Below are 14,302 nucleotides of genomic sequence, written 5' to 3'. Positions count from 1 at the left end.
ATCCAAATCAAAACTTTGAAGAAAAATATTTTCTTTTTCTAATTTTTCTTTTCCTAATGTAATATTTTCTTTTATTGTTGCATGATATTTAATAAAATTTTGAAATACGCATACTATTTTATCCATACACTTTTTATCTATATCTTTTATATCTATACCATCTATTTTTATCTTTCCCTCACTTACTGGATACATTCCCATTAAAAGATTTATAAACGTAGATTTTCCACTTCCGTTTTCGCCAACAATCACTACCTTCTCACCTGATTTAATATTCACCGATACATCATTTAAAGAGTTTTTTTTAGAATTTGGATACTTATACTTTACATTTTCAAACTGTATTGTATATGTACTACTCCTCTTATTTCCCCACTTTTTTTCTTTCAAATTTTTGAACTCATCCCATTCTTCCATAAGCCATGAAACGTCACTAAATCCTTTTATCAAATCTACAAAACATTCAACATTTTGAGTTAACAGCTGAAAAATATTAACCAGCAACATGACACTTCCAACCGTTACCATCTGATATGCAGCCAAATGACAAGTTATATAAATAAGGCTTCCAAGTATTCCATATTTTAGTATATTTACGCATAATTCGTACAAAAAATATTTTACTGACAACTCTCTATTTTTTTCGATAACCTTATCATTAGTTATTTGTGCCTTCTCTAAAAAAAAAGGTTCCAAATTTAACAATTTAATATCTTTAACATATTGTCTTTGGAATACAGCATTAAGAAAATAATTTTTTTTCCTTTCCTCTGGAAACAAATCTCTTGCGAGACAAAATTTTTCTTTATTTTTCTTCTGTTTTAAAGCTATTGACGGAACTAAACTTATAATAATTAGTATTGGGAAATACCATCTTATATCAAAAAGCATAACACAATATATGAGTATTGATATCACAATTGTCACAACCTGAAATCCTGTCGTTAAAATATCTAATACATCATCTGCCATTTTTGAATTTATTCTCTCCATTAAGTCATATACTTTTCGGTTTTCAAATTCTTCCATATCAATATTTTTAATTTTTTGATGTATACTTTTCATAATATTTTTACTAAACTGATAATTGATTCTTAAAAAAAAATGTTCCTTAACATAATTGAGAATTTGTATCAAGCACTGAAGAATTTCGTATGCAAATATCACAAACACTATTATTTGTAAATCTATTTCTGAGAAGTCACTAATACAGTCAATAATCACCTTATATATCCACGTTATAAAAGGTTCTATCATTCCTGCTGAAAGCAGCAAAACAATCATTATCACAATTCTTTGTAACAATCTTTTGTCTATTATTTCTTTTATCATTTTGATACATATTTTCATCTTATTCATCTCACTTATACCATTTACTTTGTTCCATGTAATATTTTTGAAAAATACTAGTATTATTCAAAAGTTCTTTATACGTACCTTCTTCTACAATTTGTCCATTTTGCAAAGTTACTATTTTATCTGCGAATTTAGTCAATCCTATTCTATGAGTTATTATAATCACTGTCTTATCTTTTAATAATTCTTCTATCTCTTTAAAGCATTCTCTCTCTGCGACAGGATCCATAGCAGATGTTGGCTCATCAAATAAAATAATCTCAGCATTTCTAATTAGCGCACGAAGTAAAGCTATCTTTTGCCATTGCCCACCTGATAATTCAAGTCCATTTTCATAAATTTCAGGTCCCAAAAGACTATCAAGTCCATTTGGCAGATTTTCGATAAATTGAAATTCTTTTTTGTTTTTATAAAAGTCTTCAAATTCATCAATATCGGCGCTTAAATTTCCTATAAAAATATTCTCTTTTACTTTCAAATAAAATCTACCAAAATCTTGAAAAATAGCAGCTTTTTCCCATTTTCCTATACTTATTTCTCCCTTCGTAGGTAATAATAAACCCATTATAATTTTTGCCAGCGTACTCTTGCCCGAACCATTTTCTCCTACTAAAGCTACTTTTTCCCCTTTTTTTATACATAGATTGATATTTTTTAAAACAAGATTTTTTTCATCATATCCAAAAAATATATTCTTTAGCTCAAGTTTATCAGTTATATGCTCCGGTGCATCTACATTTACTTTTTGCTCTTTTGTATTCATAATTTTTATAAATGAATCTATATAAGAAAAATCTTCTTTCGCATTCATTACATATTCTACACAAGCAAATACTGTAGTACAAAAAAGTATCTGCGCCTGAATTAACATTATTGCAACATCTGATGTTATATTTCCTTTTTTCAAATATATAAACACAAATAGAAACATGCCTCCCTCTAATAAATACATCAAAATTCCTGTAATAATATTAATTGCTGACCATCTTTTACTAAACCCTAAATGCTCCTTTGCAATTTGATCATAATTTTCCATTCTTTTTTCCACAATCCAGTCATATCCGTTATAATTTCTTATTTCCTTAGCATATTCTCTATTTTCCAATAGGTCTTTATAATAATATTCCTTATGCCACTTTTTATCTTGTTTCTTTAAAAATCGAATTGTATCTTTTGAGTTAAAAATTAGAACTATATTTTGAAATATACTCATAATTAGAAAATATGCAAAAAATTTTTTGTCTATTTTGACAAGTATAGCACATAAACTAATCATGGTGGATATAATTGCTATCAAAGAAAATATCTGACCAATAAAATCTGCGATTTTATTGTCTACTGCTTTCCTTGAGCGCTCAACATCAACTAAAAATTGTGCTGAATCAAATTTTAAAATTGATATATTATGTATTTTTCCACATAATTCATGATAAAAAACTCTAAACACTTTCTTTTGGATAAATAATTCCCAATTTTCACTGATAAAATGTTCAAAACTTCTCAATAATTGTATTACGATAAAAGCAATTATTAGTATTATTACTAATGCCTCTTTAGGGCTATTGATCTGTCTCATTATTTTTTGTACTATCAAAATGCTCCCTGATTGCAAAATTCCAATAGCAAAAAATATAAATATCATTCCCAAAAACGCCAAAATATTTCCTTTAATAATTTTTTTTATTATCCATTTATATCCTATTTCCATTGCTTTTTCCTTTTATTTCTTACAATTATTCTGTTTATCATTTCCCTATATGTATTATATTGTATATTTTTTTAATGAATATTCTTGCGACTCGAAAAATCACAAATTCAGAAATTTAGAAATCAGAGTTCTGACACCAGAAATTGCCTTTTTGTGCTTGATTACGGTTTCATTTCTATGGGAATATTTTTCAAGGTCTTGTCACATCTACAGTGAGTAGTAGCCTTTACAAATATTTCTGTAGAAATTATGCATTCAATATGCACAAAAGTGAATCTAAGAAGTGATTTCCATATATATCACCGGACAGCTAATATAAACTTATCCAGAACATTCATTTAAAAATTATTTTATGCAAAAGAATTATATACTTTTTTTCTAAAATGCGTTAAAATTATAGATAAGATAAAATAAAATGGAACTTTTACCATAAAAGTTCCATTTTAAGTTAGCTATTAAAGAATTTGTAATAAGGTAACCTCTTTATATCATTTTTTTGTCAAAGACTTTTCGCAGTAAAATGTCTATATGCTTTATTAACTTATTTTACCAAGATTTACATGTAAAGTTCTTTTTACATGTGTATTTAGAGCAGTTAAAGCTTGATGTACAAGTAAAGTTTGATGTACAAGCTCTTGGTTCGATAGTTGCTACTGTTGCTTTTGTTGCTACTGGTTTTGTATAGTTCATACTAAATACCTCCTATAATTAAATCTAAATCATTTATCAAAAACAAATTCTTTAATAGCCGGTTACCTTATTGTTGTTTTAAAAAATCTTCAAGAAATTGTTCTTTTCGAAGTTCACACTCTCCATCAGTTTCTTGATAGAACCGTTGTTCAAAGCTAGTGCTAAACACCCTTTTCCGCATGATGATTGCCATACACATTTTTCACACTCATGCATATATTTCATTCCATATCTCAGGAACCATACTAAATGAGAAAGTCTATCACCTTTACATATTTCACTTAATGTTTCGTCATAAACATTTCCTATAGAATAGTTTTCTCCTGAAAATATTTGACATAAATATACATTACCGCTTGAATCAATACGTGGTGTCAGTGGAATCTTCTTTCCATCTATACTATCCATAATTAGTGGACAAACCCCTGTAAATTCATCTGGAAAAGAAATATTTATCCCATTTTCAATATACCTCAATATTTCTTCATCTGAAGATATATTTCTAATAAACGCCTTTTTATCTTTTGGCAACAAATACATTTTATCGATATTTTTCTTTCCTCTACCAAGTAGCGTTAACGTAGCCAAGTCGATATGTTTAATTCCCTGCTCTGCTAACATTTTTATCATCTTTTTTACATCTGTAATATTAAACGCAGAAACCATGCACCTTATTAAAACTCTCTCTGCAAGCCCCGCATCAAGTAAATATTTCAAACCTTTTATAGTTTTATCAAAATTACCCTTTCCACATAATTTATCATGTGTATCTGGACATGAACCATTCAAGCTTACTTGTATAGATAAATTATGAGCTTTTAACGCTTTAGCAATTTCTGGTGTAATCAATGTTGCATTAGTTATCATTAATTTTCTTCCAAATTCTTTCTCATCTAGCTTTTTAACAAACTCCCAAATCAAAGGGTGTAATAATGGTTCCCCACCTGATAATGTAACGGTTGTATCTTCTCCATTTGGAAGACTATTAAGAATATTTTCATATTCTTTCATGTTGATTAAATTGCGCAACACGCCTGATTCATTATAACAATGTAAGCACCGTAAATTACATTCAGATGTAAGCTCTATGTACGCTCCTTGCAGACTGTAATTATCTACTAAACTTTCATTTATCATATTATTCACCTTCTATCCTTCTTTAATTAAACCGTTTTCTCCTAAGTATTCTAGAATTTCAATACAGTCATTCTTTACCGTATCATAAAACTCTGCCACATCTAATTTATACATGTGTAATACACATTGCACTACTTCTTCTAACTCCCTTCCCTCACAGTTTTGCCATATAGCAAATGCAGTATTATTCAACGTAATTATTGATTTTCCATCATTAGTAAGAACAAGTACATTCTCTTTTACATTTTCATACGGTCTATTCCTCTTTTGATATTTCATACGCAAAATTCCTCCTATTGATATGAAGTTATTTTTCTACTTTTTCCCATCCCTCTTTTTCTGAAATCACATCCAACGAACTAATTTGTCCATTTTTATTCCTTGAAACATAAATCCAAACACTACTCTTAGCACCTTCATCCACATAAATACAATACCCTACATCTACAAGCCCTCCTATTTCACTTCCTTTAAAAAACCATTTGCCATTAACATATTCAATTCCATTTTCTTCATATACATACAGCGGATGTTCTCTTTCCTCAAGTTCATTCAGCTCCACTACTTGTGATTTTCCTATACTTTCTGAGATGCTTTCAATCGAATCCATTTTAAAAAATATCAGTAAAATAATAAATGTCGTTGAAACAAGTAATGAACATGTGTATTTCTTTTTCTCTTTATCAAAATTCATTATAGAAACAATTCTTTTTTTTACTATAGAATCTCCAAATCCATTTAATAAATAAACTGGATTTTTAGAATTTCTTGCAAACTTCAAAAGTAACTCTGCATATTCCACTTTTCCTCCCAGTTTAGAAACCACATTATAATCGCATCTGAGTTCCAAATCCTGATCAAAAAACTTAACCAAAATCCACACAAAGGGATTAAACCAATATATCGTTGCTATAATTACTGCTAAAATCTTCCATAAAGAATCCCTATGTTTCGCATGTACCAATTCATGATACAATAAATATTTTTGTTCCTCCTCTGTCATACCTAAAACTGATTGCGGCAACAAAATCGTCGACTTAAAAATACCAAATGTTAATGGGGATTGAATACTCGTACACATTTTTGTGTGGATATGTTTCTTATTATGAGATATATGGAATAGACCATTAAATCTATCTGCACTGGTCGTTTTATAAATTCTTTTTAAAAATCTACAATAATTTAGAACAAACATACATAGTAGACAAATACTAATAAATATCCATATGCACATTATCCATACATTAAGATTTTCAAAAATTCCAAATTTAATTTTCTCATTTGCATTACTTTCATTTTTCAATACCCAGCTTGCTACCATCATTTTGATTATCGGCACAAAAAAAGATAACAGTAATTTGATAATAATTGCTTCCCATAACACACTATAAAAATATGATGCAATTCTTTTTCCCCCGTATTTTCTTATGAAAATCACAAAAATTATAAAAATACTAACTAAGATATTTAGCCTTAATAAATTCACTACTTTTCCTCTTTATATCTTTTAATAAGATTCTCCATTTCATCTAATTCTGAATCACTAACGTCATCTTGAGATAAGAAACAGGATAAAAACTTCGTCCGTGAACCCGAAAACATCTTTCCTATCAATTCTTGTGTTTCCTTTTTTTGAACATCAATTTTATCTATTATCGGGACACACAAAAACCCCGGTTCTCTACGTTCTATGGCTCCTTTGTCTACACATTTTTTAATCACAGTATATGTTGTATTTTTATTCCAATCTGTAAGATTTTGCATTATTTTTACAATTTCAGATGCTTTTAAACTCCCTCTTTCCCACAAAACATTCATTACTTTAATTTCTGAGTCATACAACTTCATTAAAACGGTACCTCCTTTATACTATTGCAATAGTCTTTTGTCGTTGTATAAATACTATCACAATAGTCTTATTATGTCAATATATTTTTCATTTTCATTGCAGAGCAAGTTTCGCCTGAGTAACTCAAAACTCACTTCGTGACTTTTTCCTACTCGGCAAACTTGATGAGGATTTCGCTCCCCATACCCTCGACATCATCATATTTTTCAAATATATATTGGCTCCTATCTTGATAGTCGCAGCATGATTGTTTCATCACGGTAATAAAAAAGATGTCTACTGCTACACTTTTCATAGCAATAAACATCTTTTTTCTAAATTACGGTTCTTCCCTCTGATCTTGGGCTTTTAATATTGCAAGAACATCTTCTACGGTTCTTCCCGAAGCAACTACCGCCCGGAACAATGTTTCCTTTTCCTGCTCCTCAATTTTCTCCTGAATTTCTTTTCTTTGAGAACGAAGCTGCTTCAAATCACTCTCTACTTCCTGAATTCTTTCGTTTACTGTTACAAGCTGCTCCTCTAAAGTAAGCACATTCTGTTTTTTTCTTCCTCTTGGCATAGTAGACCTCCATACAATTATTTTTTCTATTGTACCATGTTTCTGAAATATTTTCACAGTTATTTTTCATTTACCAATGCAGTTCCCTCTATCGGCTTATATGTAAATAGAATTTTTATAAAAGGAGATTTTATACTATGGCAAGACCCAAAAAAGAAAAATCATTACGGCATACACACCAGATTATGCTCCGCCTTACCGATACGGAATACGAAATTATATCATCTCAAGCAAAAGCTGCAAGTCTGCCTTTGGCAGAATTTGCCCGTAGACAAATTATGAACAAAAGAACAATTATAAAATATGAACTAGTGGCTGATCTGCCGGAATTAAAAAAATTGATTGCCGAGTTTGGAAAAATAGGAAGCAATCTAAATCAGATTGCCCGGTATTTCAATAGCGGCGGTATTCATTCACAGGAAATACAAAAATCGCTCCAGCAGAGTCTTTCTAAAATCTATGAAATGAAATACGAAGTCTTAAAACTTGCCGGGAACTTTTCTTCCCAAAATATATCTGCCCCCAAGCATGCAAGAGGTAGTGAATATGGCAATTCTTAAGCACATTGCAAGTAAAAATGCTAACTATGGAGAAGCACAACGCTATCTTCTGTTTCAATATGATGAACATACGAAAAAACCAATCCTTGATAAAAATGGAGAACTCATTCCAAGGAAGGAATACTACATTGACGGCATTAACTGCGATCCCTTTTCTTTTGATTTGGAATGTAAAGAGTTAAATGCACAATATCATAAAAACCAGAATTTTGATGAAATCAAATCTCATCACTATATTCTTAGCTTTGATCCAAAAGATGCCGAAGAACATGGATTAACCGGAGAAAAGGCACAACAACTCGGATTAGAGTATGCTCAAAAAACTTTTCCGGGACATCAGGCTCTTGTATGTACCCATACAGACGGAAATAATGAAAGTGGAAACATTCATGTACATATTGTAATCAACAGTTTAAGAAAATATGATGTGGAACACCAGACATTTATGGAACGCCCCTGCGATGCCCGTGCCGGATACAAGCATCATCTGACACCGTCTTATCTCATTTATTTAAAACGCTCACTTATGCATATTTGCCACAGGGAACACTTACATCAGGTAGATTTACTTTCTCCGGTGGAGAAAAAAATTACAGACAGAGAGTATCGTGCAAAGCACACCGGACAGAAAAAATTAGACACGCTGAATAAAGAAATGTTGTCCAAAGGAATTGCTCCACGCCAAACAGTTTTCCAGACACAAAAGGAATATCTGCGAACCGCTATTGAATACGCTGCCGCTTCTTCCTGCAATATAGAAGAATTTCAAGCGACACTTTTGAAAAACTATCAGATTACTTTAAAAGTAAGCCGAGGACGTTTCAGCTATCTGCACCCGGAGCGAAATAAGTTCATTACCGGAAGATCGCTAGGTTCCCATTACACAGAAGATTATCTGTTTTCAATTTGGGAAAAGAAGAAAGAACCCCAACATCAATCTCACACAAGATCAGATATTTTCACTCCTCATTCTAACTCTACTACTTCTGCATTTATGGAACAAAAAGAAACGGAAGCCTTCTGTTTTATAAAGTCAGACCTGCGACTTGTCATAGATCTGCAGCAACGTGCCAAAGCACAGAGCAATCCGGTTTATGACAGAAAAGTAAAACTTTCCAATTTACAACAAATGGCAAAAACCATTGCGTATGTACAAGAACGTGGCTATTCCACAGAAGATGATTTGATAACTGCATTGACTACATCACAATCGGAAACTGCCAACTGTCGAAAAAACCTCCGTTCCACACAGCAGGAATTGAAAAGAATCAATGAACAAATTCATTACACCGGGCAATATCTTGCAAATAAATCTGTTTACAGGGAATTTTTACACGCAAAAAATAAAAAACAATTCCGACAGGAACATCTGTCAGAAATCACGCTTTATGAAACTGCACGAAATTTCTTGAAACAACAAGCAGCAAGTGAAAAACTGCCTTCTATGAAGCTATTGAAATCTGAAAAAGAAAAACTGCTATCCATTAAAAATATGCAGCATCAGGAATATCAAAAAAGAAAACAATACGAAAAAGAATTGCAAACTGTATGTAAAAATGTAGAGATGATTCTTCATGGAAGGTCTGATTTTGAAAAAAGTTCTGAAAAGAATCTGCCACCACGCTAAATCTTATATTCCAAAAATTTCTTCCTTTTTTTGTTGTATTCTTTTGTTATCTGCTTTATACTAAAGGCAAGATAGAAAAGGTGGTGATTTAGTGGAACTGGAAACAACGCTATCGCAAACAATTCGTACCGCAGGAAGCAACTCAGATTATGACTCTGCTTGTAAACGGCTGCTTTCTGAAAAAATCATTCTTGCTTGGATTATGAAAAATTGTTTGGAAGAATATCGAGAATGTAGCATTTCAGAAATCATTGAAAAATATATTGAAGGCGAACCGCAAGTCGCAGAAGTTCCGGTTCTGCCTGATCAGACCAATCCCTCTTTAATCAAGGGAGAACGCACAGAAGATAAAACCATTACGGAGGGAACGATTACCTACGATATTCGTTTCACGGCAACTGCACCGAAATCCGGTGAGTTAATCCGTTTAATTATCAATGTAGAAGCACAAAACAATTTTTATCCTGGTTATCCGTTGCTTAAACGCAGCATATACTATTGCAGCCGTATGATTTCTGCTCAATATGGTACTGTATTTTCATCTGCACAGTACGATAAGATTCGCAAAGTCTACTCCATCTGGATTTGTATGAACCCACCAAAATCCAGAGAAAATACTATTACTCAATATTACATTGCAGAAAAATCGCTTGTGGGACATGTTACCGAAAAAGTAGAAAATTATGATTTGATGTCTGCTGTTATGATTTGCCTCGGCAAACCGGACAGTGAGAATTATCACGGAGTTTTAAAATTGTTAAATGTTCTGCTTTCTTCAGAAACAACACCGAAGGAAAAAGAAAGAATTCTCCATGATGATTTTGATATTGAAATGACGCAGAATTTGGAAAGAGAGGTGTCGCTGATGTGTAATTTAAGCCAAGATGTTGTAGATCGTACTCTTTTAAGTGCCATCCAACATTTAATGGAAACTTTAAACTTAACTGCCGAGCAGGCTATGGCGGCTCTGAAAATCCCGGAAACAGAGCGCCCAAAATATATCTCTTGGTTAGAGGAACAGTAAGATGTGTAACTTAAGTCAGGGAATTGTTGAAAGCACTACTGAACGAAATACTTTAGACAGTATCCGCAATCTAATGGAAACACTAAACTTGACTACCGAAGAGGCTATGGTAGCTCTGAAAATCCCAGAAGCAGAACGCCCAAAATATTTCGCTATGTTAAAAGAACTATAAAGGGAACGAGGGAAATCCGAATACACAAATTCCGATTTCCCTTTCTTTTTATTTCCTTTTCCTCTCCATCTCATTCTCCATAACCGGCTGTGGCAAATTCTTCATATTTAAAGCCGCCTGTTTTAAATGCAGACGGTCTAACACAGAAATTCGTGTTCCTATCTTACGGGGCTTTACTGGCAGATTATTCATTCTTCCATCAATCATATTATAATTTTGTTCTTCTGTGATCTCTGCACTTCTTAAATATTCTCCATTTTCATAGGCTTTCTGCCAGTTTTCCCAAACAGGTTTCCCTCTTTTTTCCCGTATTTCTTGTGGGTGCAGATAGGAAACAATCTGTTCTTTGACTGTTTCGTCAAATCCCGCCGTAACCTGATCCACGATTAACTTTCCAGTTCCATCTACCACCACCCAAGCGGCATTTTTTCCGTATGTCGTATGCTCCATCAGGAAAAATTCTTTTCCTTCCACCACCAGATTATCGAAGGCAAGCCAGCTTCCTTCTTTCCCTTCAATATGAAAATTGGTAGTGGCAAGAGAAATCAATGTACTGGACGAACCATTCCGAATAAAACCTGCTAAAACAGTAAATCCCTCTTTTTCCAAATAATAGGCTGCCGCTTCCCCATTTTTATCTAAAATCAGTACGTCCCCGATGCTTAGGGCATGTCCAGAAAATTTTTTCGGTAACTGCTTTGCCAAACAGTTTCGGATATTATCCGGTGTTTCATCATACCGCATCCAACTTCTATATACTTGCTTATAATCTGTATAGCGTATCTGAATATGTTCTTTTTTTAATTCTGCATAAGAACGAAAACGCTTTTTTCTGTTTTCCGGAATTTCTCTAAGCTGATACACTGCAAATTGATTATCTGCCATAACCGCTTCTCCTGTATTTCCATTTTTTCATTACAATTCCGCTTCTTTCTTACGGGTATGGGACGTTTCTTCTTTTTTCTCCTGTTTCTTTAACAGTTCCTTCCGCTCTTTTAAGGCTTTTAGCACAGAAACTTTTCTTCCCATTGTTCCCTCTGGTTTTGCCTGCTCCACTGTATTTTCCCGTTGTTTTTCTACCAATATTCTCTCTAAATCTCTCATTGCCTTTTGTACCAACGGACTTTCTTTATAATGGGGAACTAAATCAATCAAGTCTTTGGAGATTTTCCCTCCAGACATCAATTCGTATTCCCCGTCATAAATGCTGCCATCTTTAAGGCAAAATCCAATTCCTTTTATCCCATGAATGCGATCCTCTGGAATCGTTTTATATTTTTCTACAGCTTCTTCCAATGTCAGATTTTCATAATATTCTCCCATAGAAGGAAATTCCATACATTCTGCAGCATAAAAAGAAATTTTGGATTCTTGTACCGTTTCCTGTGGTGTCCTTCCCTGCTTTTCTGCTTCTCTTTCGTCAAGATACTGTTCTGCACGCTTTATGTATTCCTGCAGTGTCCCTGTTTTTTCCAACGAAATCGGATTTATATCAATCTTTAATCCAGCAATCTGCATTCCATTTTCCTGAAGCAGATTAAAAAAGGCATCTTCCCTGATGTCCCCGGTATAAGAAAGCACCACGTCAAGATCAGAGTCTTCCCTATATAAAGTTTCTCTTGTACGGCTTCCATATACTCTTGCTGCCAATAAAGTAATTTCTTCATATCCAGCCTCTTCCAATTCCGCCTGTGCGTAGCAAAGTACCGATTCTTCAATGTTCTGACGGCTCTCCCCATGTAACAGTTCTTCTTCCCGAATATCAATCTGTGAAGTTGGTGTCAGTTTCCCTTCATATAATCTCTTTTTCTCCCCTTCTATTACAGATTTTTTAAGTTCTTCATAGGAAAATGGCTCACAAGGTAATTCACCCATTCCTTCCTCTTGAAATATCCAAGAAACAACTTCTTCTTTAGAGGCAGTTATATTCTCATAAAACTGTCCACCAACCTCACGAAACGCTTGGTCATAAATAATATATTCATAGCCTTCTGGAATTTTCTGTAACATCACATACCCATATCCGGATCGGAAAGCTATGTTATTTTCTTCACTCTCCATCAGGGGTTTTAATGCCTCATACGACTTCTGCGGAAAATATTCTGCCCGTTCAACCTGTTCCTGAAGCATTTCACTGTCTATCTTCCTACATACAGTCAAATCTGCCCCTTCCTCTAATAGCAGTGTTTTTGCTGCTTCTTGAAGTGTAACATCAAAGGTATCGTATACCCCTCCATCTAATTCTTGAAACTCTTGATCGTAAAAGGTATAATCATACCCTTCCTCTGTTTCCTGAATAAAGAAAAACTGTCCCGTTGTTTCTATCTGATAAGCCGCTTCTCTTTCTGCTTCTTCGAATAAACTTGCGTTTGAAGTTTCCACCTTCTCCTGCTTTTTGGTAATCTCTTTTTCTTCCAAATACTCTCTGATTGCTCTCATAGCCTCCTGATCCAGACCATTTTCCAAATCCTGTGCAACCACTTTACCATCTCCATTTACCAGAACCGGCGCAACCGAAGCTCCATATTCGTTATGCTCCATGAGATAGAAATGTTCCTTCTCAATTTCCACTTCTTCTACCGTATGCCATAAGCCTTCATGCTGTTCCAGTTCCACCGCTTTGGTATCCATACCAATTTTTATTTCTTTTTCGTTTTGAATACGATCTCTTTCATTTCTGTCTATTTCCAATACTTTCATTTTTCCTTCCAATTCCTTAATAAACTCTCCTGCTGTTTTTCGTATTGCGTCCATGAAAGACCTCAATTCCCACATCTTCAGATTTTCACTCCACCCCGCAATATAAGGAAAAGAATAGTCAGAAGTATCCAGTCCAAAATATTGACACACCGTATAGGCAATGCTTTCCGCCTCTATCTCCTTTGTTCTCTGATCTTTTTCTTCTCCTGCCTGTTCCAATACTTCCCTGTCATGCAGCTTTGCATGGGCAATTTCGTGAATAAGTGTTTTTATCGTCTGGCTTTCACTCATATCTTCTTTCACAACAATCTCTTTCTTTTTATTGCTGTAATACCCCTTTGCTTCTCCTTCTGTTTCACCAAAGCGGATAGGAACAGGGGATAATTCTCTGACTGCCTGTAAAAACAAGGAAAAATTTTGTACCTGCCCCTCTAAATCCGGTATTGCAATTTCCGGTAACGGCTCTCCATACGTTTGTGATATATCAAATACACGGACTACCCGAAAATCAGAAACGACATGCTCCACCACTTCTGTTTCTGGCTGCCCGTCCGGTCCCAAAATCGGCTCATTTGTTTCCGGATCAAATTTTTCTACCAGTTTCTTTTCTTTCCTCTGTGAAGGGGCAATAATCTGAATTCCTTTCTCTCCCTTTTTCACCTGACGATGAAAATTTTTCTGCCATGCAGAATACCCCGCTACCAAAGTTGCTTCTGGTCTTTGCAATGCAATCAAAACCGTATTATTAAAGCTGTAATTATAAAATTTTGACATGGTTTTTAAATATTCTGTATACCGTTCTGAGGTAAATAACGCTTTTACACCTTCTTCCAACTGCTTCGTAATTTCATACATTTGCTGCTCTCTATTTCCTGCCATAGATAAATCCTCCATCGTAAAAATGTCCCGCCAGTTTC

At 33.7% G+C, this 14,302-nt stretch carries 14 protein-coding genes; 4 read left to right on the top strand and 10 right to left on the bottom strand.

Annotated elements, in window-relative coordinates:
* From DXA18_RS01575 to DXA18_RS01545, 8 genes are all read right to left on the bottom strand, one after another.
* A partial coding sequence (locus DXA18_RS01575) for an ATP-binding cassette domain-containing protein (RefSeq protein WP_158567071.1) occupies window positions 1-1,350 on the bottom strand: 1,350 nt, incomplete at its 3' end.
* A 10-nt stretch (window positions 1,351-1,360) separates the two neighbouring features.
* Window positions 1,361-3,064 carry an ABC transporter ATP-binding protein gene (locus DXA18_RS01570; RefSeq protein ID WP_118382370.1) on the bottom strand — a complete coding sequence of 568 codons (1,704 nt, stop codon included), beginning with the start codon at window positions 3,062-3,064 and terminating at the stop codon, window positions 1,361-1,363.
* 546 nt (window positions 3,065-3,610) lie between these two features.
* Window positions 3,611-3,754, bottom strand: coding sequence for a hypothetical protein (locus DXA18_RS15580; RefSeq protein WP_158567070.1), 144 nt, complete (start codon window positions 3,752-3,754; stop codon window positions 3,611-3,613).
* 78 nt (window positions 3,755-3,832) lie between these two features.
* Complete coding sequence (locus DXA18_RS01565) at window positions 3,833-4,891, bottom strand: radical SAM/SPASM domain-containing protein (RefSeq protein ID WP_118382369.1); 1,059 nt, start codon at window positions 4,889-4,891, stop codon at window positions 3,833-3,835.
* Window positions 4,892-4,903: 12 nt separating this feature from the next.
* Window positions 4,904-5,170, bottom strand: coding sequence for a PqqD family protein (locus DXA18_RS01560; protein WP_118382368.1), 267 nt, complete (start codon window positions 5,168-5,170; stop codon window positions 4,904-4,906).
* 28 nt (window positions 5,171-5,198) lie between these two features.
* Window positions 5,199-6,377: a M56 family metallopeptidase gene (locus DXA18_RS01555; RefSeq protein WP_118382367.1), complete on the bottom strand. Its 1,179-nt coding sequence runs from the start codon at window positions 6,375-6,377 to the stop codon at window positions 5,199-5,201.
* Window positions 6,377-6,739 carry a BlaI/MecI/CopY family transcriptional regulator gene (locus DXA18_RS01550; RefSeq protein WP_118382366.1) on the bottom strand — a complete coding sequence of 121 codons (363 nt, stop codon included), beginning with the start codon at window positions 6,737-6,739 and terminating at the stop codon, window positions 6,377-6,379. The genes DXA18_RS01555 and DXA18_RS01550 overlap by 1 nt, the downstream gene beginning before the upstream one ends.
* A gap of 320 nt (window positions 6,740-7,059) precedes the next feature.
* Entirely contained in the window at window positions 7,060-7,302 is a 243-nt protein-coding gene (locus DXA18_RS01545) for a hypothetical protein (RefSeq protein ID WP_118382365.1), read from the bottom strand.
* 137 nt (window positions 7,303-7,439) lie between these two features.
* Here DXA18_RS01545 and DXA18_RS01540 point away from each other — a divergent pair, with 137 nt between their 5' ends.
* From DXA18_RS01540 to DXA18_RS15750, 4 genes are all read left to right on the top strand, one after another.
* Complete coding sequence (locus DXA18_RS01540) at window positions 7,440-7,862, top strand: plasmid mobilization protein (protein WP_118382364.1); 423 nt, start codon at window positions 7,440-7,442, stop codon at window positions 7,860-7,862.
* Window positions 7,849-9,489 (top strand): relaxase/mobilization nuclease domain-containing protein, encoded by a 1,641-nt coding sequence (locus DXA18_RS01535; RefSeq protein ID WP_118382363.1) that lies wholly within the window; start codon window positions 7,849-7,851, stop codon window positions 9,487-9,489. The genes DXA18_RS01540 and DXA18_RS01535 overlap by 14 nt, the downstream gene beginning before the upstream one ends.
* A gap of 91 nt (window positions 9,490-9,580) precedes the next feature.
* Window positions 9,581-10,513, top strand: coding sequence for a hypothetical protein (locus tag DXA18_RS01530; protein ID WP_118382362.1), 933 nt, complete (start codon window positions 9,581-9,583; stop codon window positions 10,511-10,513).
* A 1-nt stretch (window position 10,514) separates the two neighbouring features.
* On the top strand, window positions 10,515-10,685 hold the full coding sequence (locus DXA18_RS15750) for a hypothetical protein (RefSeq protein ID WP_199665528.1): 171 nt from the start codon (window positions 10,515-10,517) through the stop codon (window positions 10,683-10,685).
* Window positions 10,686-10,733: 48 nt separating this feature from the next.
* Here the strand turns inward: DXA18_RS15750 and DXA18_RS01525 are convergent, their stop codons facing one another.
* Both DXA18_RS01525 and DXA18_RS01520 read right to left on the bottom strand, forming a co-directional pair.
* On the bottom strand, window positions 10,734-11,570 hold the full coding sequence (locus DXA18_RS01525) for a YodL domain-containing protein (protein WP_118382361.1): 837 nt from the start codon (window positions 11,568-11,570) through the stop codon (window positions 10,734-10,736).
* Window positions 11,571-11,600: 30 nt separating this feature from the next.
* Window positions 11,601-14,264, bottom strand: coding sequence for an LPD16 domain-containing protein (locus tag DXA18_RS01520; protein WP_199665527.1), 2,664 nt, complete (start codon window positions 14,262-14,264; stop codon window positions 11,601-11,603).
* Between the last annotated feature and the right edge of the window lie 38 nt (window positions 14,265-14,302).

The sequence above is a fragment of the Dorea sp. AM58-8 genome (assembly GCF_003464045.1).
Lineage (GTDB): Bacteria > Bacillota > Clostridia > Lachnospirales > Lachnospiraceae > Claveliimonas > Claveliimonas ammoniilytica.
Note: the sequence above shows the minus strand (reverse complement) of the source record. Positions and strands in the feature narration are given on the sequence as shown.

What these genes read in the sequence shown, in the direction of transcription:
- DXA18_RS01570 (WP_118382370.1), bottom strand. Translation starts at nt 3,064, where the DNA reads ATGGAAATAGGATATAAATGGATAATAAAAAAAATTATTAAAGGAAAT.
- DXA18_RS15580 (WP_158567070.1), bottom strand. Translation starts at nt 3,754, where the DNA reads ATGAACTATACAAAACCAGTAGCAACAAAAGCAACAGTAGCAACTATC.
- DXA18_RS01565 (WP_118382369.1), bottom strand. Translation starts at nt 4,891, where the DNA reads ATGATAAATGAAAGTTTAGTAGATAATTACAGTCTGCAAGGAGCGTAC.
- DXA18_RS01560 (WP_118382368.1), bottom strand. Translation starts at nt 5,170, where the DNA reads ATGAAATATCAAAAGAGGAATAGACCGTATGAAAATGTAAAAGAGAAT.
- DXA18_RS01550 (WP_118382366.1), bottom strand. Translation starts at nt 6,739, where the DNA reads ATGAAGTTGTATGACTCAGAAATTAAAGTAATGAATGTTTTGTGGGAA.
- DXA18_RS01545 (WP_118382365.1), bottom strand. Translation starts at nt 7,302, where the DNA reads ATGCCAAGAGGAAGAAAAAAACAGAATGTGCTTACTTTAGAGGAGCAG.
- DXA18_RS01540 (WP_118382364.1), top strand. Translation starts at nt 7,440, where the DNA reads ATGGCAAGACCCAAAAAAGAAAAATCATTACGGCATACACACCAGATT.
- DXA18_RS01535 (WP_118382363.1), top strand. Translation starts at nt 7,849, where the DNA reads ATGGCAATTCTTAAGCACATTGCAAGTAAAAATGCTAACTATGGAGAA.
- DXA18_RS15750 (WP_199665528.1), top strand. Translation starts at nt 10,515, where the DNA reads ATGTGTAACTTAAGTCAGGGAATTGTTGAAAGCACTACTGAACGAAAT.
- DXA18_RS01525 (WP_118382361.1), bottom strand. Translation starts at nt 11,570, where the DNA reads ATGGCAGATAATCAATTTGCAGTGTATCAGCTTAGAGAAATTCCGGAA.
- DXA18_RS01520 (WP_199665527.1), bottom strand. Translation starts at nt 14,264, where the DNA reads ATGGCAGGAAATAGAGAGCAGCAAATGTATGAAATTACGAAGCAGTTG.